General features: G+C 52.6%; 24 protein-coding genes. 4 read left to right on the forward strand and 20 right to left on the reverse strand.

Going from position 1 to position 20891, the window contains the following annotated elements; genetic code table 11:
* Nucleotides 1–44: 44 nt before the first annotated feature.
* The 4 genes from VFA_RS04385 (at nucleotide 45) to VFA_RS04400 (ending at nucleotide 3877) form a co-directional block, all read left to right on the forward strand.
* Nucleotides 45–809, forward strand: coding sequence for an IclR family transcriptional regulator (locus VFA_RS04385; protein WP_004725087.1), 765 nt, complete (start codon nucleotides 45–47; stop codon nucleotides 807–809).
* A gap of 411 nt (nucleotides 810–1220) precedes the next feature.
* Complete coding sequence (locus tag VFA_RS04390) at nucleotides 1221–1898, forward strand: HNH endonuclease (RefSeq protein WP_038150925.1); 678 nt, start codon at nucleotides 1221–1223, stop codon at nucleotides 1896–1898.
* 159 nt (nucleotides 1899–2057) lie between these two features.
* Entirely contained in the window at nucleotides 2058–2903 is an 846-nt protein-coding gene (locus VFA_RS04395; protein WP_004725090.1) for an MBL fold metallo-hydrolase, read from the forward strand.
* Between the two features lie 140 nt (nucleotides 2904–3043).
* The gene (locus VFA_RS04400; RefSeq protein WP_004725091.1) at nucleotides 3044–3877 is read left to right on the forward strand and encodes a nucleotide-binding protein; all 834 of its coding nucleotides are present in this window, start codon (nucleotides 3044–3046) and stop codon (nucleotides 3875–3877) included.
* A 424-nt stretch (nucleotides 3878–4301) separates the two neighbouring features.
* Here VFA_RS04400 and VFA_RS04405 read toward each other — a convergent pair whose 3' ends face one another.
* The 20 genes from VFA_RS04405 to VFA_RS04500 form a co-directional block, all read right to left on the reverse strand.
* Nucleotides 4302–4577 carry a hypothetical protein gene (locus VFA_RS04405; RefSeq protein WP_004725092.1) on the reverse strand — a complete coding sequence of 92 codons (276 nt, stop codon included), beginning with the start codon at nucleotides 4575–4577 and terminating at the stop codon, nucleotides 4302–4304.
* Nucleotides 4578–4917: 340 nt separating this feature from the next.
* On the reverse strand, nucleotides 4918–5448 hold the full coding sequence (locus tag VFA_RS04410) for a copper resistance protein NlpE (RefSeq protein WP_004725093.1): 531 nt from the start codon (nucleotides 5446–5448) through the stop codon (nucleotides 4918–4920).
* 136 nt (nucleotides 5449–5584) lie between these two features.
* Nucleotides 5585–5872 carry a hypothetical protein gene (locus tag VFA_RS04415; RefSeq protein WP_004725094.1) on the reverse strand — a complete coding sequence of 96 codons (288 nt, stop codon included), beginning with the start codon at nucleotides 5870–5872 and terminating at the stop codon, nucleotides 5585–5587.
* A gap of 74 nt (nucleotides 5873–5946) precedes the next feature.
* Nucleotides 5947–6939 carry a flagellar motor protein MotB gene (locus VFA_RS04420; protein WP_004725095.1) on the reverse strand — a complete coding sequence of 331 codons (993 nt, stop codon included), beginning with the start codon at nucleotides 6937–6939 and terminating at the stop codon, nucleotides 5947–5949.
* Complete coding sequence (gene motA / locus VFA_RS04425; RefSeq protein ID WP_004725096.1) at nucleotides 6939–7796, reverse strand: flagellar motor stator protein MotA; 858 nt, start codon at nucleotides 7794–7796, stop codon at nucleotides 6939–6941. The genes VFA_RS04420 and motA overlap by 1 nt, the downstream gene beginning before the upstream one ends.
* A 9-nt stretch (nucleotides 7797–7805) precedes the next feature.
* Nucleotides 7806–8534: a FliA/WhiG family RNA polymerase sigma factor gene (locus VFA_RS04430; RefSeq protein ID WP_004725097.1), complete on the reverse strand. Its 729-nt coding sequence runs from the start codon at nucleotides 8532–8534 to the stop codon at nucleotides 7806–7808.
* Nucleotides 8535–8544: 10 nt separating this feature from the next.
* Nucleotides 8545–9048, reverse strand: coding sequence for a flagellar basal body-associated FliL family protein (locus tag VFA_RS04435; RefSeq protein WP_004725098.1), 504 nt, complete (start codon nucleotides 9046–9048; stop codon nucleotides 8545–8547).
* Nucleotides 9049–9071: 23 nt separating this feature from the next.
* Nucleotides 9072–10145: a flagellar hook-length control protein FliK gene (locus VFA_RS04440; protein WP_004725099.1), complete on the reverse strand. Its 1074-nt coding sequence runs from the start codon at nucleotides 10143–10145 to the stop codon at nucleotides 9072–9074.
* A gap of 2 nt (nucleotides 10146–10147) precedes the next feature.
* A complete protein-coding gene (locus VFA_RS04445; RefSeq protein ID WP_014204727.1) occupies nucleotides 10148–10462 on the reverse strand; it encodes a hypothetical protein in 315 nt (104 codons plus the stop codon).
* On the reverse strand, nucleotides 10446–10832 hold the full coding sequence (fliS, locus tag VFA_RS04450; protein ID WP_004725101.1) for a flagellar export chaperone FliS: 387 nt from the start codon (nucleotides 10830–10832) through the stop codon (nucleotides 10446–10448). Before fliS ends, VFA_RS04445 begins: the two co-directional genes overlap by 17 nt.
* 20 nt (nucleotides 10833–10852) lie before the next feature.
* Entirely contained in the window at nucleotides 10853–12190 is a 1338-nt protein-coding gene (gene fliD / locus VFA_RS04455) for a flagellar filament capping protein FliD (RefSeq protein ID WP_004725102.1), read from the reverse strand.
* A gap of 515 nt (nucleotides 12191–12705) precedes the next feature.
* Nucleotides 12706–13533 (reverse strand): lateral flagellin LafA, encoded by an 828-nt coding sequence (lafA, locus tag VFA_RS04460; protein ID WP_004725103.1) that lies wholly within the window; start codon nucleotides 13531–13533, stop codon nucleotides 12706–12708.
* A gap of 185 nt (nucleotides 13534–13718) precedes the next feature.
* A complete protein-coding gene (locus VFA_RS04465; protein WP_004725104.1) occupies nucleotides 13719–14531 on the reverse strand; it encodes an EAL domain-containing protein in 813 nt (270 codons plus the stop codon).
* Nucleotides 14524–16617 carry a flagellar biosynthesis protein FlhA gene (flhA, locus tag VFA_RS04470; protein WP_004725105.1) on the reverse strand — a complete coding sequence of 698 codons (2094 nt, stop codon included), beginning with the start codon at nucleotides 16615–16617 and terminating at the stop codon, nucleotides 14524–14526. Before flhA ends, VFA_RS04465 begins: the two co-directional genes overlap by 8 nt.
* Nucleotides 16618–16644: 27 nt before the next feature.
* Nucleotides 16645–17775, reverse strand: coding sequence for a flagellar biosynthesis protein FlhB (gene flhB, locus VFA_RS04475; protein ID WP_004725106.1), 1131 nt, complete (start codon nucleotides 17773–17775; stop codon nucleotides 16645–16647).
* Nucleotides 17772–18548: a flagellar biosynthetic protein FliR gene (gene fliR, locus VFA_RS04480; RefSeq protein ID WP_004725107.1), complete on the reverse strand. Its 777-nt coding sequence runs from the start codon at nucleotides 18546–18548 to the stop codon at nucleotides 17772–17774. Before fliR ends, flhB begins: the two co-directional genes overlap by 4 nt.
* On the reverse strand, nucleotides 18548–18817 hold the full coding sequence (gene fliQ / locus VFA_RS04485) for a flagellar biosynthesis protein FliQ (protein ID WP_004725108.1): 270 nt from the start codon (nucleotides 18815–18817) through the stop codon (nucleotides 18548–18550). The genes fliR and fliQ overlap by 1 nt, the downstream gene beginning before the upstream one ends.
* Nucleotides 18818–18846: 29 nt before the next feature.
* Nucleotides 18847–19605, reverse strand: coding sequence for a flagellar type III secretion system pore protein FliP (gene fliP, locus VFA_RS04490; protein WP_004725109.1), 759 nt, complete (start codon nucleotides 19603–19605; stop codon nucleotides 18847–18849).
* Between the two features lie 12 nt (nucleotides 19606–19617).
* A complete protein-coding gene (gene fliN, locus VFA_RS04495; protein ID WP_004725110.1) occupies nucleotides 19618–19986 on the reverse strand; it encodes a flagellar motor switch protein FliN in 369 nt (122 codons plus the stop codon).
* Nucleotides 19983–20801 carry a FliM/FliN family flagellar motor switch protein gene (locus tag VFA_RS04500; protein WP_038150933.1) on the reverse strand — a complete coding sequence of 273 codons (819 nt, stop codon included), beginning with the start codon at nucleotides 20799–20801 and terminating at the stop codon, nucleotides 19983–19985. The genes fliN and VFA_RS04500 overlap by 4 nt, the downstream gene beginning before the upstream one ends.
* Nucleotides 20802–20891: the final 90 nt, after the last annotated feature.

The following is a 20891-nucleotide window of genomic DNA, read 5'->3' on the forward strand; positions in this document are numbered from 1 at the left end:
CGGCTTGTAGTACTCTTAGGCGGTCGTGTTGAGTAAGAATTCCTATGGAAAGCAATAAGAAAACAGAATATCGAGCGCCTGCGTTAGAGAAGGGGCTTGAGATCCTCGAACTGCTGGCCGAGCAGTCAGAACCGCTGTCGAAAAAGCAGATCGCAGAAAAGCTAAACCGCAGTATTAATGAAATCTTTCGCATGTTGTCGGTACTGATGGAGCGGCAATATATCGAGTACGACAGCGAAACCTCGTGCTATTCGCTCACGCTGAAGATGTTCGCGCTCTCCAACCAACACCCGCCGATTGCGCAGTTGCTTAAACGCGCCAACCCGCTGATGGAAGCCTTGTGTCACAAGGTGAATCAATCGTGCCATTTGTGCAGCTACAAAAATGGTGAGCTGCTGGTGATTGCCCGCGAAGAGAGCCCATACAAAATGGGATTCAGCCTGCGTTTGGGCTCGAAGATTGATATCTGCTCGTCGGGGTCGGGGATTGTGCTGCTCAGTTTCAGTGAAGCAAAGCAGCGAAAAGAGATCCTCAAAAAAGCCCGCGCCACGGCTGATGAAGTGGCACACGCGCTAAGCCACATCGACAAAACGGTCGAGCAAGGGTTTTACATCGGCGAAAGCCCGCAGATCTCCGGGGTGACCAACATCAGCGTGCCGATTTTCGGCGTGCTGGGGGAAGTGATGGCGGTGATCACGGTGCCGTACATGACACTCAACTCCAATACGGTGCATCACCACATTGAGGATATTGAACACACCAAGACGCAGTTGTTGAGTGTGGCGGGGCAGCTGAGTCAGAATTTGTGAGTGTTGTGTTTTGGAAGGGGAAGGCCATCGTTTGATGGTCTTTTTTTTTGTCTTTTTAGTGCGGGGTATGGCGGCTTGTTGCTTTAGGTTTGTCGCGTTTTGGCTTTAGGGAAATAGGCGGCTTGCGGTGTGACGCGCCAGTCACTCTTTGCTGGCACAAAGAGTAACCAGAAAGTGCCTTGGGTTTGTGGTCGCATTCCGGGACGGTTTTAGGCGTTCCCGACGCCGAAAACCTAAAAATTCATCCATGAATTTTTCCCTATGGATGAGAGGGATAGGGCGTTTCGTTGGTGTTGAAACGTGTTTGATACCTTCGGCACGTTTTGGCGGTTGGGGTTTGATTAGTTTGCATTAGTGGTTGATGATGTACGTGGTTTTATTCGATGTTATACGTTCAGGTAGTAAAGTAGTATGAGCGAAAGTTGGTCAGAAGAGGAATTAAGTGCCACTGTAAAGGTTTACTTAGAAATGTATGCCAAAGAGCAGTCAGGTGAGAACCTCAACAAAAAAGCAAGTTATCGTGATCTAGCATTAGAGTTTGGTCGTTCGGAGAAAGCTTATGAATATAGAATGCAAAACATTTCGTATATTTTCGCTTTGTTAGGACGGCAATGGGTTTCTGGACTTAAACCAGCAAAGAACGTTGGACGTAGAGTTGGTGAGCAAATAGAAAGTTTGATTGCGCGGCATGAAAACCGTCAAAGCGACCCCACAGTTGGTTTTGAAATTGAGGTTTCTTCTTATCAACAAAAAGCATCGTTTACAAAACCACAGGGAGTTAGTGAACCAATAATTACATATGTTTCTAGTGTAAGTTACGATCGCTCCGCCCAGGTCAAAGCTTGGGTTCTAAACCGTGCTAGGGGCTTTTGCGAGTTATGCAAAACAGAAGCTCCATTTACGACAGTTACGGGTAATCCTTACTTGGAAGTACATCATGTAAAACATTTATCTCTAGGTGGAACGGACACAGTATCCAATTGTGTTGCTCTATGTCCAAATTGTCATAGAGCTCTGCATTATAGCTCTGAGTCCATAAAACTTATTGAAAAGTTGTATAAAATCAACACTGAACTTATGCGTGAGTAAACGTATAACAATGCGTTTAAGAGGGATTCATGCAGCGTGGCATTTTTGATTTGCGGTTATATTTGTGGTGAGAGTGGTCTGCTGAAACTTGGTATGTGCGGCATTCACGCCTTAACGCGGCGTTAAGCGCAGATCGAATGTTCAATTTATTAGGTATTTATGGAACTTACAGCTTTAGTTGATAACACTCGGTTGGACAATAGACCCGACCTCGCGGTTGAAAGGGGGTTGTCTCTTCATGTGAATACAATGGGTCGGCAGATATTATTTGATGCCGGTAGTGGTAAAGCGTTTTGCGATAATGCTGCATTACTGGATATTGAAATTCAAAACGTAGATGCTGCTGTTATTTCTCATCGACATCATGACCATTGTAATGGTATTACACACTTTCTCGATACCAACTCTAAAGCTCGGGTGTATTTTCGAGAGTGCGAAGAAACTGACTATTACTTCAAGGCTTTTTTCTTTAAGAGTAATGTTGGTATCGATAAAGCCTTGTTAGACAATACACAGACGCGATTTACTTTCATCAATGATACAACAGAGATACTCCCTAATATTTTTGTTGTTACAAACATAAGCGACAGGTATCAAAAGCCGAAGGGTAATAAATACCTATTTACAAATTCTAGGCGAGGATGCAAGCCAGATAGATTTGACCATGAACTACTTCTGATAATCAAAGAAAGCGATGGTCTTGTAATCTTTACTGGTTGTGCTCACAGTGGTGTTCTTAATATGGTTGAAACTGCTGTTGAACTTTTCCCTAACACAAGGATTAAGGCTGTTGTCGGTGGTTTCCATTTAGTTGGGTTACCGATATTTAATAGCATCGGTGGTACAAAAGAAGAGGTTGAGGCGGTAGGGCGTAAGTTACAGAGTTATCCCATAGATAAGCTTTATACGGGCCATTGCACGGGTATGAAAGCGTATAGGTTACTCAAAGGTGTACTTGGTGACCGTCTCGAACATCTCCCAACAGGACGTAGTGTAGTCATTTAGTTTCGATGCGCTTAACAAATCAATCAAGGTGATGTGTAGCACTCGGCGGTTTCGGTATCAAGTTCAGTGTGCCTTTCAGGTTTTCTGGAGCACACCTTATTGCAGGCGTTAGCACGAAAATAATATAGACGGAGTCATATGTGAGAAAACCAAGGTTATTTATAGCTTCTTCAGCAGAAAGCTTACCGATCGCTGAGGCTGTTAATGTCAATTTAGATCACGATTTTGAAGTAACTATATGGAAAAACGGCACATTTAAGCTTTCTTCGACAACAATTGATGATTTGGTTGAAAAATCATCAACTGTAGATTTTGCACTATTTATATTCGCTCCCGATGATATTACTTCAATTCGAAGTCGTAAGGAGCATGTAGTAAGAGATAACGTTATTTTTGAGATGGGTTTGTTTGTTGGCGCTATTGGGAAATCTCGTTCGTTTATCCTAAAACCAAGAAATGTAGAAATGCATTTGCCAACAGACCTGTTGGGAGTCACGCCTGCCGATTATGAGGCAACACGTAGTGATAACGACTTGATTTCAGCAACAAATCGTGCGTGTTCATTGATTAAATCGGAAGTTGAAAGGTTAGGGTTAATTAACCATGTGGCTCTTTCTGAAAATAAGAGAATTGTTGCCAATCCTGCTAACTACGAACTAAGGGATAAAGACTATCACTTTTTAGCAGAGTGCTTAAAAAGTCAAACTAGTAACCCCGAGGGCATTTCGTTTTTTAGCATCTACAATGGGCTAAAAGTCGTTAAAGAGTCAGTATTACAGGTTTCTTTAATCAAGTTAGAAAGAATGGGGTTAGTTAGTAAAAGCGTAGAAACTGATGAACAAGGTTACGATTATTATGCCTACGCAATAACTGAACTTGGTGTAGACGAACTTCTAAAAAATGAAGATAAACTCGAACCAAAAGCAATTAATAACGAACTGCAAATGGACTTTGACGACGATATCCCATTTTAGTACTGACAAACTGTTTAAGAAATTCCCAACGCATGGCATTTTCACTATGCAGTGGGATTTTTCTTTACAGTACAGTTACCAGTCTTGTCTTTGTCTCTTCAATGAAATCAGCGTTGTCATTAATCCCTTTTCACTAGGGAAAAATTCATGGATGAATTTTTAGGTTTTCGGCGTCGGGAACGCCTAAAACCGTCCCGGGCAACGACAAAGAAACAACAGGCATTTTCTGGTTACTCTTTGTGCCAGCAAAGAGTAACTGGCGCGTGACAAACCAAGCTGCGTGATTCGATGATGCGAAAACGCGTCAAACCTCAAACACCCTTTTCAAACTCAACCAAAACGCATTCGATAGATACACAAACGCGACACACAATACCCATCAAACCCTTATGTTCAACATGATTGCTGTCGCGTGCATCATCACTTACATGATTTCACTTTTACTCTTCATCAGCTGATATTCATCCACCGCTTTCACCACGTCGGTGCGGTTAATGTATTTGGCGATAAAGTAGGGCGGAACAAAGAACACCAACATGTAGAACGACTCGTCAAATAACACGGTGGCGACTTGTGTTTCGTGGTTGAAATAGGCCATCAAAGCCAGTAGATCCAACAAAACACTGAGCAAAGCAAGTACGGTTGAAACAATTAAAACTAAGCCAAGAAAATCTCTTAGAAACATTTTCGATGCAGTCATGGCTACTCCCCCAAAAACGTCATGCCAAGTTAAAATACTCCTGCTTTTTGTGTGGTTTATTAATCGAGATCACATTTTGATTTTAGTTTGTGAAAAGTAAGTTTGATGCCCTCAGAACAAAATAAAACTTGCGATCAGCCAGACAAATCCAGCGTGGCGATGGCAGCGGGCGATGAGAAAAATAGGCGGTTCGCGGGGTGAAACACTTGGGGAATCGGCGTGCTACGCTACGTTCAATGTTACGTTTCAATGTCACGTTTACCGCCAGTTTCGACACCATAAAAAACGCCAGCATCATGCTGGCGTTTTGAGTCCGGGGGGGCGGTGAGTCCGCGACGACTTATTGTTTTTTCAGGTTGTAGAGTGTGGCCATATCGCCAGTGATTTTCTCGCCGTTGATGTCGAGTTTCATCAGCAGGTTTTCTCCGACGAAGTACTGGTTTGGTGTTTCAGAGCCATCTTCCAGCGTGATCACGCTGCCTTTGGTGTCCCAATGGAATTTGCCGCTTGATGTAAATTGACCGCCGTCTTCCTCTTTCCCTTGGTAAACCTGCGTCAGGGTGTAGGTTTCATCTTCGCTAAGCGTCAGGGTGTAGTCGATGCCAGCGCAATCGGCGCAAGGCAGCGTGCCTTTGTAGGTGCCTTGCCAATCAAGGCTGTTGAAGGCGTTGTGACCGGCTTCGACGGTTTCTGCAACGGCGCCTGCGGCGGCTGAAACGGTGTCGGTGACGGTTGAAACTGCGTTGCTGACTGCCGTTGGCAGCGTATCCACGGTGGGTTGAGATTCTGCTTGCGTTGCCGCTGTATCAGCCGTGTCACAGCCCGCCAAAATAAAAGTCAGTGCACTTAGGGCGAACATCGCTTTTTTCATCATCTTTCCTTATCTATCGAGTGAACGTGTGGACGTTGTTGTTGATGAGTATTATTCAACAGAGAAATGTCAGATGCGTCAGTCTGTCGTCATACTTTTGGCCGAGGCTGTCAGAAAGCTGTTATATCTCGGCCGCTTATATCAAAAAAAAGAAATATAGGAAGCAGATGAACGCCAGCAGCGTTGCCGAAAGCGTCGGGTAGATGATGTAAGACTCCTGCTTGTCGGTGCGCTGAAAGCAGAGAAAGCTGAGCAGAATGTTGTACATCATCAGCAGCAAACTGATGCTGGTGCCTGCGTGCAGTGTCAGGCTGGTGAGTTGCAGCAAAAAGAGCCCCAGCAGGCAGTAATCGATGACGATCAGCCAGAGGAAGGCTTTTTTCAGGCCGTCGGTTTGCGTGGGTTTGCGGGGCTGCTGATACATAACGTGCTCGGTAATCAAAAGGGTCATGGAACCGGGAAAGCTGCCCGAGGCTCAGGCGTCGGGCAGGGGACGCGTTACAACGGTTGGTCGGGCTGCTTTGTGGCCTCGGCCGGGGTCGAATACTGAATGGTTTCTTGACGCAGCACTGGCTGGTTGAACTGCGCTTGATTGCGCGCTTTGTCCAACTCGCCCGGTTGCTGATTGCCAAAGAAGGTCTCCAACACCTGCGCGGCAGGCGTGGTCAACACAAACAGTTCAATACGGCGGTTTTCACTGCCATCTGGTTCGTCGGGGTTCAGTAAAGCGCGATCCGACATGCCGGTGACCTGCAACACACGCTGTTCCGGCATGCCGCCAGCCACCAACGTCTGGCGCGCAATGTTGGCGCGGTTGGCCGACAGCTCCCAGTTGGTGCGATGGCTGAAACGCCGCTTGAACGCCGTGGAGTCGGTGTGGCCGCTGATGATGAGCGGATTTTCGACCCGCTGAAAGACCGGCGCCAGCGCCAACAACAGATCTTCAAAAAACGGCGTCAGCTCGGTGCCACCACGGCTGAACATGTGCTGTTTGTAATCGTCCTGCAGCACAATGCGCAGCCCTTGCGGCGTCACGGAGACGTGTACGTTCCCTTGCGCGCTGATCTGGCGCATCATGGCTTCAATCACTTTAGCCAGAATGGTCAACTGTTCCTGGGTATCGAAGTTGCCAGGAATGATCGCATCCGATTCCGGGCCATTGCCGTTGCCGTTATAGAACGAGGTCACGGTATGGTTGGCATCGTGCTTGCTCGGCACCGACGATTCTGAAGCCAAGTCGATTGGAGAGATGCTTTGCGAGGTATCAAACGGGTTGCCGTAGCTGCGATCAAACACGCTGGCGCTGTGCAGATGCGCGACAATCGCTTTGCGCTCTTCTTTGTTCACCACCTGCATCACCCACAGCACCAGAAACAGTGCCATCAGCGCAATCATAAAATCGGCCATGGCGACTTTCCACGCGCCGCCATGGTGAGGCTCGTCGTGACTGCGGGTTGAGCGCTTGAATACGACATGCTCCTGTTTTTGCATTATCCCTCCTGCTCCGCTAGCCATTTCTCCATGTCGTTGAACGTCGGTTTAATGTCTAGCTGAATATGCTTACGCCCTGCGTCAATCGCCAGCAGGGTCGGTTTCTTCGCCACGTAGGCCACCAGAGTGGCGCGCACGCATTCAAAAGCCGACATGTCACGTTTGACGCGCTGAGCCATGGCGTTACTTGCCGGATCAAGACAGCAGTAACAACCAAAAATGCCGATAAAGGTGCCCACCAGTGCCGCAGCAACGTGGTAGCCGATGAGGGCGATGGACCCATCGATGGCTTGCATGGTGATGATGATGCCGCCGACCGCCGCCAGAATACCAAAGCCCGGCAGTGCTTCTGCGGTGCGCTGCATTGAACGCGATGGCAGCAGCAGGTCGGTCTGAATGGCGTCGATTTCCTGTTCCAGCAGCCCCTCAAGTTCATGAGGCGACATCTGGCCCATCGCCATTAAGCGCAGGTTGTCGGTAATGAACGAAACCAGACGATAATCACGCGCAACCAACGGGTAACGGGCAAAAATCGGGCTTTGGTCGGGGCTTTCAATGTGCTTGTCGAGGGATTTAAAGCCGCCGCTGCGCACGGTTTCCAGCAGCACTTGCAGCACCGCCATCAGCTCCATGTAATACGCTTGCTCATTTTTCGGCTGCGACAACATCATACGCAGTTGGCGGCGCATCTCTTTGAGTACCTGAGGCGGGTTACCGATGATCAGCGAGCCAAGTGCCGCCCCAGCGATGATGAGAAATTCTGCTGGCTGCCAAATCGCCGTCAGGCTGCCGCCCGCCCAAACGTAACCGCCGAATACACACATCAGAACAATGATGGCACCAAGAAACTTTTGCATAAGTGGCTCCTAAGAGGACAAATATTGGTTGAGTTGTTTGAGCGCCTGTTTGTGTAGCTGACAGATGCGAGGCGGCGTCAGATCGAGCACGAGCGCGATTTCGTGTAAGTTGAGTTCGTGTTGATAGAACAGGGTCAACAGCAGTTGGTCACGTTTACTCAGTTGGCCGACCGCCTGTTCTAAACTGCGGCGAATGTGCTCATGCGTCATGCCGTCGTAATGGCCGTCGGCAAATTGCTCGACGCCCGTGTCTATCAACTGATCCAAGCTCTGCATTTCCCCCGCTAAGGAGGCATTTAAGCGCGCGTAGTAATCCTGCTCATCGGTGCCCAGCGCAGCGATGATTTCGCGATCGCTGGGTTGACGACCCAGTTTGCGGGTCAAATCGCGGGTCACGTCGTTGAGTTCGTGCGCTTGCTGGCGCGTTTTGCGTGATCGCCAGTCCAACCGACGCAGTTCATCGAGAATGGCACCGCGAATACGGCACACCGCAAACGCAGGAAAGTTCGGGTCGTCAATGTTGCCATAACGGCGCCCCGCTTCCAGCAGGCCAATCAGGCCAATTTGCTGCATGTCTTCAAGGCTGCAATGCGTGGTGGCGTGTACCCGCAGTTGGTTCGAGACCCGCTTCACCAAGTGTTGATACTGGCTGAGCAGGCGGTTTTCATCGATCGGCTGTGTCGGCGAGGCGACCTCATCCGCCATGGCATATTCGTCCTGATATTGCATATCCAACATAAGCGTGTCCTTACTGCACGACGTATTTGGTCAGCAGCACATCGTCGATGTCGCGCAGAATGTCGGTTTTCTCAAAGGCGTTGAGAATGGTCAGCTTGACCTCGTTTTGCAGGTGCTCAATCGCACCGTCCTGCTGCAAATCTTCATAGGTTTTGTCGCTGAACAGTTTGATCAGCGAATTGCGCACCACCGGCATGTAATCACCAATGTTGGCGATGCGTTCCGGATGACGAGTTTCGACCGCGATTTCCAGCATCAGAAAGTGGTTCTGATTTTTGCCTTTCACGCTCAGCACCACTTTATCCAGCGAATGAAAGCTCGGCGCTTTGGGCGATGGGGTGGTGTCGCTTAAAAACGCCAGCGGCGAGTTCGCCAGCCAGTCGCTGGATGGCTGCTCTTGCTGCGCGCTTTGCTGCTTGAGATACCAGATGCCACCAAACACGGTTCCCGCAGAGACGAGGGCGCTGGTGATGATCATCATGATAAACACGGTAATAAGTTGCTGTTTGGTCATAACCTTTATTCCTCGTTGAAACCTTAGGCGTGAGTGCTGAGCCAGTGCTCAGACAGAGAAGCGGTAAACGGCTCGTCGCCAGTGTCGCGCGCCGCGAAAATGGGGCTGGCAGCAGCCTCATCCTGAGACGAGGATTGGTGCTGGCCGCCTTGATCGGCGCCGACATTGACATCCACGTGCACAAAGTTCTGGCTTTGCAGTTCGGCGCGCAGGCGATCAGACACCTGCATCAGCGCTTCACGGGTCGCCGCGGCATTGGCATTGATCTGCACGCTGAGGCGATCGCCTTCCACGCGCACCACCAAATCCAGCTTGCCGAGATCGGGTGGATCGAGACGGATCTTGGCTTCTTGCAGGTGCTGCTGCGCTTGTAGCGTGACGCGGTCATGCAGCACTTGCAGCATTTGCTCGCCCCATTTGCCGGCTTGGGTATCAATGCGCACGCTGGCCCATTCCGGCGCATTGACCGTTGTGGTGGCACTCGGCGCGTGAACCTGAGCCTGCGCTTGGCCGTGGCTTGGCGCGCCAGAGGCTGGGTGGATGGCCTGATTGAGCGCCGCGTTTAACGCGCTGTCGAGTGGGAGCGCGGCTTTGGTCGCAGCGGGCTGGCTCTCGCTGGTGGCCAGCGCAGATTGCGCGTTGAGTTGCCCCGTTGCTGATTGTCCTGTTGCCGATGGTGCTGCTGCATTGGCGTTTACGTTTTGCGCCGCGGCAGTATTTGCGGTGTTTACGCCGCCGACGCGATGGTTCTCGGCAAACCCTTTGACCCACTGAGCCTGCGTTGGGATCGGTTGATGGGCGCTTAGCAGCGCCGCCAGCGCGGTCAGGTCGCCCAGTTCTTCTTGGGGTTGAGTCGTTAGCTCGGCTTGCTCGTTATATGTTTCCCCGTTTTGCGTTGCAGGGGACGGGCGAACGGCGTGGCCCAGCGTAAAGCGGCTTGTTTTGCTGGCATCGGCGTCGCCAAACGAACGTGCTTGATGAATATCCGAGGCGGCATCTGATTTGCCGCTGCGCGACGATGAGCTGGCAGGTGCTGCACGGCTTGTTGGCGAATGGCTTGCTGGCAAATGGTTGGCGGAAGGCGTCATGGCTTGCATGCTTAACCCTCCATGGTCATGGCGAGCTGATAGGCAAGGGCGCGTTCTTGCTGCGCACTGACCTGTACCATGTCCGATTCCAGTTCCGCAGTCGCCGCTTTCAGGGCGGCCAAAGCCGCCTGATGCGCCGCTTTGGCTTTGGCGATTTGCGGCGCCAGTTGTGGGTCGCGCAGAAACGGCTTGTGGTATTGCAGCAGTTCACGCAGCTCGCTGTCGTAGCGGGCGAGCGCGCTCCAATCCTGCAATTTTGTCGCGATGGTGATCCGCTGAGAAAGGTGGCGGAATCGCTCAGGGGAAACCTTATGCGTATTGACCAAAATTCATCCATCCTTCTTTGATATTGCCCATCACCGTTTCCACGGTGCTGAGGCGTTCCACATCGTTTTGCACGCTGGCCTGATACAGCTCCACCTGACAGAAGTCGTACAACTGGTGCAGGTTGGTTGCCAGCTCGCCACCGCTCTCCATATCGAGCGCGCTGTCGAGGCCGATCAGAATGTTCATGCACTTGTTAATGCCCGCGCCTTTTTCTGCCAATCGCCCCACGCTGATGTGGCCGCGAATGCGTTCAATCTCGTTGAGTAGGCCGTCAATGAGCATGACCACCAACTGATGCGGTGTGGCGGCGGCGGCTTGTGCATCTAAATCGACTTGTTGATACGAGTCGTAGCCCGAGTCCATTAACATAAAACGTCTCCTCGCCAGACTTAGCCGAACATCGACATGGTCTGGTTCATCTTGGTTATGAGTTGGTTCATTTGCGTGAACTGTTTCAGGTAGCGGTCATACGCCATGTCGTATTTGCGCTCGAGTGCCGTCTGTTTGTCTTCAATGCGACTGATGTTCTGTTGCAGCGCATCTTTACGTGACTTAAACAGGCCGTTAGAAAATTGCAGGTAGGGGTCAAGCAGCGAATCTAGGCTATCGAGCAAGTTACCGTCGCCGTTAAAGAACGATTCCAGCGCCGCGGTATTGGTGGTTTGCGCGTCTTCGAACTTGTCGGCGTCGATTTTCATCGTCCCGTCGCGGCTGATTTCGATGCCAAGATCGCTCAGGCGCATGCCTTCAAATTCGCCACGGACTAAGGTTTTCAGTTGGCTCTCAATTGAGCGAATGGTCGGGTCGCTCGCCAGCACGCCGCGTTGGGCATCTTCGCCGCCAATCGAGGTGTAGGTATCGATGGTTTTCATCAGGCTGTTGTAGGCCTCGATGATCTTATTCATTTGTTCTTTGGTGCCTTCTTGGTCCGCACCGACAGAAAGGCTCAATGGCGCTTCGCCACTGGTTTGCGCTTTGGTCACGGTCAGGTCGACGCCGTTGATCACGCCTTCAAAGGTGTTGCTGCTGTTGGTCAGTTGTAGGCCGGAGCCTTGGGCGCCAAGCCAAATCACGGCATCTTGCGGCGCGCTGATCTCGTTGAGGTTGGTCAACGCATCTTCAAACCACGTTTGGCCAGTGCCGGAGACGGCCACGTTGACCGAGTTGGCCACGCCGGTTTCGGTGCTCGATAGCATGAAATAGGTTTGGCCGTTCGAGCGCACCAGCGTCGCGTTCACACCCGGGTTGTTGCTGTCGTTGTTAATCGCTGACACCAGATCTGCCATGGTCGCCACCCCATCACCGTCGCTGTCGAGGGTCGAGAGATCCAATGTCATGGTCTCGCCGTTGATGGTGAAATCGAGGGTGCCGGTGGTCGGCACTTGTGTGGTGGCATCGAGGTTCGCAGGCATGCTGGCTGAGACTTGATGCGCGGTCGCAACTTGCTCCACAAACACCTGATAGCTGCCCGCCAGCGCATTGGCGTCGGCTGTCGCGGAGAAGTAACCTTCTTGCGAGATGGTGGCGCTGTTTTTCACGATGCTGCTGGTGGAACTGTTCATTTCAGTGATCGCCGTGCGAAACGCGCGCAGGGCGGTTTCCACTTTGCCCAACGCCGTCAATTGAGACTGGTATTGGGTCGATTGCGTTTGATAACGTTGCTGAAATGACTGCACATCATATGTAGCCAGCTGTGTTGCCATGGTGATTGGATCCAATGAACTCATTTGGGCGCTCCCTGTTGCTCAGTCTGCTTACCGTGGTGCGCACATCAGATGTCGCGGTAGCGTGTCGGGTTTGATAGAACCTGTCGCTAAATTCGCAAGATGTGTGCCATAGATTAAATTCTTGTAAAACAGTGACTTATTAAATTAATTGGTGAAAAACGGAAGCGGTGTTTCCTCATCGGCAGTTCCGCTTTTCCTCAGAAATCGATTCCTTGCAAATCAATTCCTCGGAAATCAATTCCAAGGAAATCAATTGTTTGGAAATCGATTCTTTGGAAATCAAGTCCTTGTCAATCAAGGTTTCTCAACGGGGTAATGCGACCGTTTGGCGCTGGGAATTAAGGGTGAATGGAAGAAAATGAGGTCGGAATCGACCCGATGAAAGCAAAGGAAAAAAGGCGCCGGCTATGTTGTCGAAAAGGAAGAGGACAGGCGCCACGAAAAAAGTAAAACGGAAAAAAGCCTCCCAACGAGCAGGAGGCAAATACAAACGTACAGATGTATGGCGTCGCTGCTTAGCGAAGCAGTGAAATGGCCATGCTTGGAATCTGGTTGGTCTGAGACAGTACGGTAGTACCGGCTTGCATCAGCATTTGGTTCTTCGTCATGTTGGACGATTCAACCGCGAAGTCAGCATCTGTGATACGGCCTTTCGCTGCGGCGGTGTTTTCAGACACGTTCGCTAGGTTGTTGATGGTGTGGTCCAGACGGTTGATGTTTGCACCCAGTGTTGAACGCACGGTGTTGATGGTATCAAACAGACCGTCAATCACAGTGATTTCCGCGTTGGATGCCGCGTTTGTGGTCAGTGCACCTGTGGTGGTGAAGTCCACGTTACCGAGGTTCGTTGAAATATCTACTGTCAGTGTTTCAGCCGCTGACGCACCGATTTGGAAATCCACCGCTGCCGCCAGTTTACCGCCTTGTAGCAGTTGCTGACCCGCACCGTAAGTGGTTTGCGTCAGGATACGCGTTGCTTCGGCTTCCAGCTCTTGGTATTCAGAATCCAGCGCGGCCAGTTCAGTGGTACCGTTGGTGCCGTTCGCGCCTTGAGTGGCAAGGTCTTTCATGCGGTATGCGATGTTTGTCAGCTCTTCCAGTGCGCCGTCTGCGGTTTGCAGCATTGAGATAGCGTCCTGAGAGTTACGCATCGCTACTGACATGCCGCGCGTTTGTGCTTCCAGTTTGTTCGCAATCGTCAGACCCGCTGCGTCATCCGCGGCAGAGTTGATGCGAAGGCCAGTGCTCAAACGTTCCATCGCAGTAGTCATCAGGTTGTTTGTGCTGTTCAGAGTGTTTTGCGTAACTAGCGATGCGTAGTTAGTGTGCATAGATAAAGCCATCTTAGTCTCCTTGGTTGTCGCTATCTTCAGGCTCTTCGGGATATTCCCTGCTCACTAACTAGAGGCGGATGGTTGCTGGCGAGAATTAATCAGAAATTGAAAAAAATTGACTAAAGGGCAAAAAAGGCAGGGATAAGGTGACGTCTATTCCAGAAATCACCCTATTTTGAGGGGCAAGCCAGGCGTTACCAGCTGTCGTTATCCGCGTCATCGAAGGTTTTAAAAGACAGCGACGTCGGAATATCGCTGAAATACCCAAAGTAATAACTCGCGCCGAGCAGTTTGTACTGGTTCAGTTCGGTCTGGCTGGCGACGCGGCCGGCGACCCATTTAAAGCGGTGCTGACGCAAAAAGCGCACGATGGGCAGAAAGGCGCTGCGATCTTCTTTGTTCTCCAGCGACACCGCGAGCTTGAGCATGTCCGGCTTATAGCGTGCAATCTGCTCAAAGTTTTCTGCCGCGGTGTAGAGTTCAAACCACTGCGCGTACGCGTTCTCGCGAATCTGTTCAACCAGTTCGTCCAACTCAGGGTGCAGCGGATGGGCAAAGTTGATCTGCACCGACGGCACCACATGAGCAAACGCCGCGCGATGAAATTGCAGGATCTGGTCGAGAAACAGCGCGCCCGCTGGCCACAACAGTGCATCGGCACGAATCGGCACCACCACGTTGCTGATGAGATCCGGATGAAAGGTTTCCATCTGAAAACGGGACTGACGCAGTGCCAGATACAGGCTGTAAAGATCGAGGCAGAACGCCATCGGCTCCGACAGCTCAAACTGATACACGCTCTGTTCGCCCTGACTGCCAAACCGCAGCGTGAGGTGCTGATACTCCACCTCGCCACTGTGCGCCTCGCGAATCGCCTGACAGGCGTGGCGAATGTCGTTGCGCTGAAAGGCGTCAAACACCAGCGCGTCGTCCTCCGTGACGATGTGCTGCTCAATAAGGTCGCGCAGATAATGGTACAGCGCTTGATGCGAAGAGAGATTAGCCAAGGTTTCCTACCACGTTGATCTGTTTGTTTTCCGGAATTTCGTTGTACGACAGCACCGCCAGTCCGTGCGAGAACGTCCGCGCGTAACGGGCAATCAGCGGACGCAGTTGTGGCATCACCAACAGGATCGGCGCCATGCCTTGCTGTTTCAACTGCTGCTTAATCAGCGGCAGGTTCTGCTGGAACTGGCCGAGAATGTTCGGTTCGATCGGGAAGCTGTCCAGCATCACGCTGCCGCTCGCCTGCGCCTGATGCAGCGAGGTCATCAGCATCTGCTCCAGTTCGTCGGACAAGGCATACACCGGAATCTCGCTCTTCTGGCCTGCCAGCAGGTTAATCAGCGTGCGGCGCAAGGCGCAGCGCACATCGGCGGCGAGCAGAATCGGGTCTTTGGTATTTTCCGACGATTCAAGCATGGTGTTGGCGATGGTGCGAATGTCTTTCAGCGGCACCTGATCGAGCAGCAGCTGACGGTACACTTTGAGCTGCTGCGCCGGGCGCAGCGCCGCGGCGAGCGCTTCCGCCAGTTTCGGCGCTTGCGCAGTCAGGCGCTGATTCATCGCATCGACATCGTCGTGGTTAAACAGCTCCGCCAGATGGGTTTTCATCACCTTACTGATGTGGGTCGCCACCACGGTGGCATCATCCACCACCTGATAACCCATATTTAGCGCGCGCGCTTTCTGCGGGTGTTCAATCCACACCGCCGGCAGGTTGTAGGCTGGATCGCTGCCGAGAATGCCGTCGATGTCGCCATAGGTTTCACCCACGGCGATTGCCATCAGGCGGTCGGGTTCAATCAAGCCCTGTTCGACCAGTTCGCCATTGAGCGAAATGGTGTATTGGTTGGGCTTGAGGCTGAGGTTGTCGCGAATCGCCACTTCCGGCAGCAAAAAGCCAACCTGCTCGGAGAGGTTACGCCGCACACCGCGAATGCGCTGCGTCAGCGGTGCGCCGTGATCTTTATTGACCAGATGCACCAGACGATAGCCAAGCGCCAGCGACAAGGTCTGCACGTGGGGAATGTCTTCCCAGCTGAGTGGCGAGTCGCCTTCGTTTTGCATCGCCTGCGAAATCGCTTCGACTTCATCGAGTGAGGTGTCGATCGCCGGGCTTTTGGCCTGACGCCAACCAGCAAAGGCCAGCGCCGCCGCAAAGGTGAAAAACGCCAGATGGGGCATGCCCGGCACAATCCCGATCACCACCATGATGCCCGCGACGGTAAACAGCGTGGCCGGCGTGGCCAGCAGTTGCTTGTGCATGGTCTGCGACATGTCGTTGTCGCTGTCGTTAATGCGCGTCACGATAATCGCCGCAGCGGTGGCCAGCAGCAAGGATGGAATCTGCGCCACCAAGCCATCACCGATGGTCAGCAGGGCGTAGGTTTTAAACGCTTCAGAGGCAGGCAGGCCATGTTCGAATACGCCAATGCTGATCCCGCCGATGATGTTGATGAACAGAATCATCAAACCGGCGACCGCGTCACCGCGCACAAATTTCGACGCACCGTCCATCGAGCCGTGGAAGTCCGCTTCGTTCGCCACTTCGCGGCGGCGATCGCGCGCGGTGTCTTGGTCAATCAGGCCGGCGTTGAGGTCGGCGTCAATCGCCATCTGCTTGCCCGGCAGGGCATCGAGCGTAAAGCGCGCCGAGACTTCGGAGATCCGTTCGCCCCCTTTGGTGATCACCACGAAGTTGATGATCATCAGGATGATGAACACCACCATACCGACCACGTAGTTGCCGCCGATCACCACTTCACCGAACGCCTGAATCACTTTACCAGCCGCGTCGCCGCCGTTGTGACCTTCCAACAGCACGATACGGGTTGATGCAACGTTGAGCGTCAGGCGCAGCAAGGTTGCGACCAGCAGAATGGTCGGGAAGATGGAGAAATCGAGCGGGCGTTTGGCGGTGGTGCTGACCAACAGCACCAGAATCGCCAAGACGATGTTAAAGGTAAACAGCGCGTCCAACAGGAGCGGTGGCAGTGGCAGAATGACCATTGCCAGTACCATCAGCAGCACAATCGGAATACCGAGGTATCCCTTGCCGGAGTTTTGCCATTGTTTTAACCGGTTGAGCATGGTTATCAGTCCTTCATTCAATGCAAATCAGTGCTGCAGATGGTTCGGAATCGAAAAGTGTGGCAGTGGCAGCGGCTGTTCACCGCTGCCACTGCGAAACGCTTTCAGCTGCAGGACGTAGGTCAGAATATGGGCCACCGCCACATACAGCTGGCTGGGCACAGCCTGCTCGATGGCAGTGGTGTAGTAAATCGAACGCGTGAGTGGCGGCGAGTGGATAATTTCCACCTGGTTGTCGCGTGCGAGGCGCTGAATGTGCAGCGCGGTTTCATCCACCCCTTTGGCGACCACAAACGGCGCGTCCGACAGCGCCGGATCGTATTTCAGCGCCACGGCGTAGTGGGTCGGGTTGACGATCACCACGTCGGCTTTGGGCACCATTTTGTCGATGCGGCGACGGGCGAACTGTTGCTGAATCTGGCGAATACGCTGTTTGATTTCCGGGCGGCCTTCGTTGTTTTTGTATTCTTCTTTGAGCTCCTGCTTGGTCATCTTCAGCTCTTTGAGGTGTTCCCAGCGCTGGTAAGGTATATCAATCACACCAAACACCAACAGGGCAAAGCCCATTAGCAGCAAGCCTTCAAACAGGATGTTCATGATCAGGATAAAGCCCTGATTGAGCGGCAGCCCCTGCATGCCCAGCATGGGTTGCAGATGGTTATCGAGATAGCCGTACAGCACGGCGAAAATGACGCTGACTTTGAGCGTCGATTTCACCAGTTCAACCAGCGAGCGGGTGGAGAAAATCCGGCTGATACCGCTGATCGGATTGAGTTTGTTCAGCTTTGGCAGCAGGTTGGCCGGGCGGAACAGCCAGCCACCGAGAATCATGCTGCTGGCGAGCGTCACCACGATGATGACCAGAAACATCGGCATCAGCAGCTCAATCACCATACCGAGGCTGTGACCCAACTGTTCAACCATCTGCATCGGATTGTCGAGATCGGCGCGGGTCAGCGACAGGTTATAGCGAAACACGCCCGCGATGGATTGCCAGATGGCGGGCAGCTGGGCGTAGAAGTAGATGGCCACGGCGAGAAAAATCACCGCGGTGGTGAACTCTTTGGCGCGGGGAATCTGGCCTTGCTCGCGCGCCTTTTTGACTTTCTGCGGCGAGGCCTTCTCGGTTTTGTCCTGAGACGAAGCTTGATCGCTCATGCGCCCCCCGCCATAAACTGATGGAGAAAGCGCAGCGTGTCATGCACCAGCGAGCCGTAGCGTCCCGGCACTCCGGAGACCGAAATCAGCACGCTGAACAGGCCGAGCAACATGGTCATCGGAAAGCCGAGTGCGTAAACGTTGAGGCTGGGTGCGGCGCGGTTCATCACGCCAAAACTGATGTTGGCCAGCAGCATCGAGACGATGGCTGGCAGCGCCAACGCCAGCGCCGCTGAGAACATCCAACTGAAAATATGGACGATACCTTGCAGCGACAACATCGTGATCCCGGAGCCGACCGGCCACACGGTAAAGCTCTGGATCAGGACATCAATCACCACTAAATGGCCTTCCAATGCCAGAAACAGCAGGGTGGTGAACACCAGAAAAATGCGGCCGAGAATGGCGACCGACAGGCCGTTCACCGGGTCGTTCATCATCGCCATGCCAAGGCCCATTTGCAGCGAAACAATTTGGCCGAGTAGGGTAAACACGGTGAACAGCATGTGCAGGATCAGGCCGAACATCAGCCCCCACACCGCCTGTTCAAACGCGAGAAACAGCGAGGTCATCGACATCAAATCGACCGCGGGCATCGCGGGCATCAAAGGCGCGGTGATCACGGTGATGGAGAGGGCCAGCAGGCTGCGCACCCAGACCGGGATCAGCAGGTCACCGAAAAACGGCATGGAAACAAACACGGCGCCGATACGGAAAAAGGGCCACCACAGTTGCCCAAGCCAGCTGGAAATCTCGGCAAAGCTCAGCTCCATCAGCCAATCATCCCCGGAATGTTATGGAACAGAAAATCAAACAGTTCCATGAACTTGCGCAGCATCCAGTGACCGGCAAAGATGACCATCAGCAGCGTCACCATCAGGCGCGGCAGAAAGCTCAGTGTCTGTTCGTTGATCTGGGTGGCGGCCTGAAAAATCGCAATGCCGAGGCCGACAATCAGACCCGGCACCACCAACACACCGACAATCAGGATCACCATCCACACGGCGTTGGAAATCAGGGTCACGACAGTTTCTGGAGTCATACAGCGTTCCTTAAATGTGCCGAGTCACGCTACTGCGCGAAGCTGGCCGAGAGGGTGCCGACCGTCATCGCCCAGCCATCGACCAGTACAAACACCACCAGTTTGAACGGCAGCGAGATGATCAGTGGCGAGAGCATCATCATCCCCATCGCCATCAACACACTGGCGACCACCAAATCGATGATGAGAAACGGAATGAACAGCATGAAGCCGATTTGAAACGCGGTTTTCAGCTCACTGATGACAAACGCCGGCAGGACGACGGCAAACGAAATGTCGTCGACGTTCTGATCCAGCGGCTCGTTAGCAATGCGTAGCATCTGCTCCAGCGAACTTTGTTGTGTCTGCGCCAGCATGAAATTGCGCACCGGTTTTTCCGCGACGGAAAACGCCTGCATCAGCGTAATTTGGCCTTGGTCATACGGTTTGAACGCATGCTCATACACCTCGCTCCACACCGGACGCATGATGAGCAGCGACAGCGCCAGCGCAATGCCAACCAAGACGCGGTTAGGCGGGCTCTGTTGCAGGCCGAGCGCTTGGCGCAATATCGCCAGCACCACGATGATGCGGGTAAAGCTGGTGGCCATCAAAATGAACGCCGGCAGAAAACTCAGCGCCGTCATCAGCAGCAGAATTTGCAGCTTGACGCTGTACTCTTCCTGAGTGCTGCCGTCGGACACCGTGAACAGGGTCAGGCCGTTATCGGCCGCCAGCGTCGGCCATGCACACAGCATCAGCACGAGCGCCAGCGCGCCAACCCAGCGCAGGGAACGCAGTTGAGTCATGACACCGCCCTGTTATTGGCCCACAGCGGTGAGGGCGCTGTCGAGCACATCAATCAGGCGCAGACCGTATTTGTCGTTCACCACCACCACTTCGGCGTGGCCGAGCAGGGCGCCGTTGACTTTCACATCCAGTGGCTCGCCGTTGAGTTTATCCAGTTCAATCACGCTGCCTTCGCCCGCTTTCATCAGCTCGCCAAGGGCGATTGCTTTGCTGGCAACTTCCAGCGTGACGGTGACCGGAATATTGCGAAAGAAGCTCAAATCGCGTTCCACGTTTGGCGCGGTGTCACCCTCGGTTTCAGGTTCCAAATCTTCCAGATGAAACTCATCGAAATTGAGCGCTTCGTCATCAAAGCTGGCATTGTCTAGAGCGTCACTCATCTTAGGGATTCCTTATCTTGGTTTAAAATCAACACCAGTTGGCCTTCTTGCTCGGCAATCCGGCCAGAAAACAGGCGTTCGTGACCGATGCTGACCGGCACCGTGGAGAGTAAATCGATGGGGAGAATGTCATTTGGCGTCAGGCGCAACACGTCGCTGAGGGGCATGGTTTTCTTGCTCAGCAGCACATTGAGACGCACAGGCGTGTGTTGCAGCGAGCGGCGAAACTGCGCGTTCAACTCGGTATTGGGTTGCAGATCCAGTTGATCAATCAGGGTTTGCACCAACTGGCTTTCCATAATCAGCGTCAACACACCATGCTGGTCGGCATAACGCACCGACAGTTCTGCTTTGAGGCCGATACCGTTGCCGATGTCGCCCTCGTGCAGTTGCCACATTTCTTGCGGTGCGACCCAATGGGCCACGACTTTACCGATGCGCTCTTGCAGGCGGCGATCGCTGCTGGTCAAGACACTCTGGCTGCGCGCCATGTTGGCACCGTAAAAGCGATCAGCCAGCGTGATCAGCATGTGGCTGTCAAGGCGCACAAACAGCGCGCCGCCGTCTTGATGACAAAACTGGGTCACGCTGCGCTTGTCGATGTCCGAAGGCTTCACGCTGTGTAGTTCTACCGAATCCAGCGCCACATCGATGTGATGGGTGGTCAGCCAGTTCTGGAGCTCACTGGTTAAGCCGTTACAGGCGTCGGTGATAATGGTGTCCAGTTTTTCCCGAATAATATGAATCGGTTTTCCTAATAGTTCCACGTTTAAGGTCTTCACCTCGGGAATAGGCGTCTGGATTTGATTTTCCATTTATATTTTACCGTGCGTTGACAGAGAGTGTTTTCTTTGTGGAGCACAGTCTACACAGAATTTTTTATTTATTTTTAGTGCCTAATTATA

This window comes from Vibrio furnissii CIP 102972, from assembly GCF_000176175.1.
In the GTDB taxonomy this organism is placed as follows: Bacteria; Pseudomonadota; Gammaproteobacteria; order Enterobacterales; family Vibrionaceae; genus Vibrio; species Vibrio furnissii.

Bases quoted from the DNA above. Each gene is read 5' to 3' on its own strand.
- VFA_RS04385 (WP_004725087.1), top strand. From the start codon at position 45: ATGGAAAGCAATAAGAAAACAGAATATCGAGCGCCTGCGTTAGAGAAG.
- VFA_RS04390 (WP_038150925.1), top strand. From the start codon at position 1,221: ATGAGCGAAAGTTGGTCAGAAGAGGAATTAAGTGCCACTGTAAAGGTT.
- VFA_RS04395 (WP_004725090.1), top strand. From the start codon at position 2,058: ATGGAACTTACAGCTTTAGTTGATAACACTCGGTTGGACAATAGACCC.
- VFA_RS04405 (WP_004725092.1), bottom strand. From the start codon at position 4,577: ATGACTGCATCGAAAATGTTTCTAAGAGATTTTCTTGGCTTAGTTTTA.
- VFA_RS04410 (WP_004725093.1), bottom strand. From the start codon at position 5,448: ATGAAAAAAGCGATGTTCGCCCTAAGTGCACTGACTTTTATTTTGGCG.
- VFA_RS04415 (WP_004725094.1), bottom strand. From the start codon at position 5,872: ATGTATCAGCAGCCCCGCAAACCCACGCAAACCGACGGCCTGAAAAAA.
- VFA_RS04420 (WP_004725095.1), bottom strand. From the start codon at position 6,939: ATGCAAAAACAGGAGCATGTCGTATTCAAGCGCTCAACCCGCAGTCAC.
- motA (WP_004725096.1), bottom strand. From the start codon at position 7,796: ATGCAAAAGTTTCTTGGTGCCATCATTGTTCTGATGTGTGTATTCGGC.
- VFA_RS04430 (WP_004725097.1), bottom strand. From the start codon at position 8,534: ATGTTGGATATGCAATATCAGGACGAATATGCCATGGCGGATGAGGTC.
- VFA_RS04435 (WP_004725098.1), bottom strand. From the start codon at position 9,048: ATGACCAAACAGCAACTTATTACCGTGTTTATCATGATGATCATCACC.
- VFA_RS04440 (WP_004725099.1), bottom strand. From the start codon at position 10,145: ATGCAAGCCATGACGCCTTCCGCCAACCATTTGCCAGCAAGCCATTCG.
- fliS (WP_004725101.1), bottom strand. From the start codon at position 10,832: ATGTTAATGGACTCGGGCTACGACTCGTATCAACAAGTCGATTTAGAT.
- fliD (WP_004725102.1), bottom strand. From the start codon at position 12,190: ATGAGTTCATTGGATCCAATCACCATGGCAACACAGCTGGCTACATAT.
- lafA (WP_004725103.1), bottom strand. From the start codon at position 13,533: ATGGCTTTATCTATGCACACTAACTACGCATCGCTAGTTACGCAAAAC.
- flhA (WP_004725105.1), bottom strand. From the start codon at position 16,617: ATGCTCAACCGGTTAAAACAATGGCAAAACTCCGGCAAGGGATACCTC.
- flhB (WP_004725106.1), bottom strand. From the start codon at position 17,775: ATGAGCGATCAAGCTTCGTCTCAGGACAAAACCGAGAAGGCCTCGCCG.
- fliR (WP_004725107.1), bottom strand. From the start codon at position 18,548: ATGGAGCTGAGCTTTGCCGAGATTTCCAGCTGGCTTGGGCAACTGTGG.
- fliQ (WP_004725108.1), bottom strand. From the start codon at position 18,817: ATGACTCCAGAAACTGTCGTGACCCTGATTTCCAACGCCGTGTGGATG.
- fliP (WP_004725109.1), bottom strand. From the start codon at position 19,605: ATGACTCAACTGCGTTCCCTGCGCTGGGTTGGCGCGCTGGCGCTCGTG.
- fliN (WP_004725110.1), bottom strand. From the start codon at position 19,986: ATGAGTGACGCTCTAGACAATGCCAGCTTTGATGACGAAGCGCTCAAT.
- VFA_RS04500 (WP_038150933.1), bottom strand. From the start codon at position 20,801: ATGGAAAATCAAATCCAGACGCCTATTCCCGAGGTGAAGACCTTAAAC.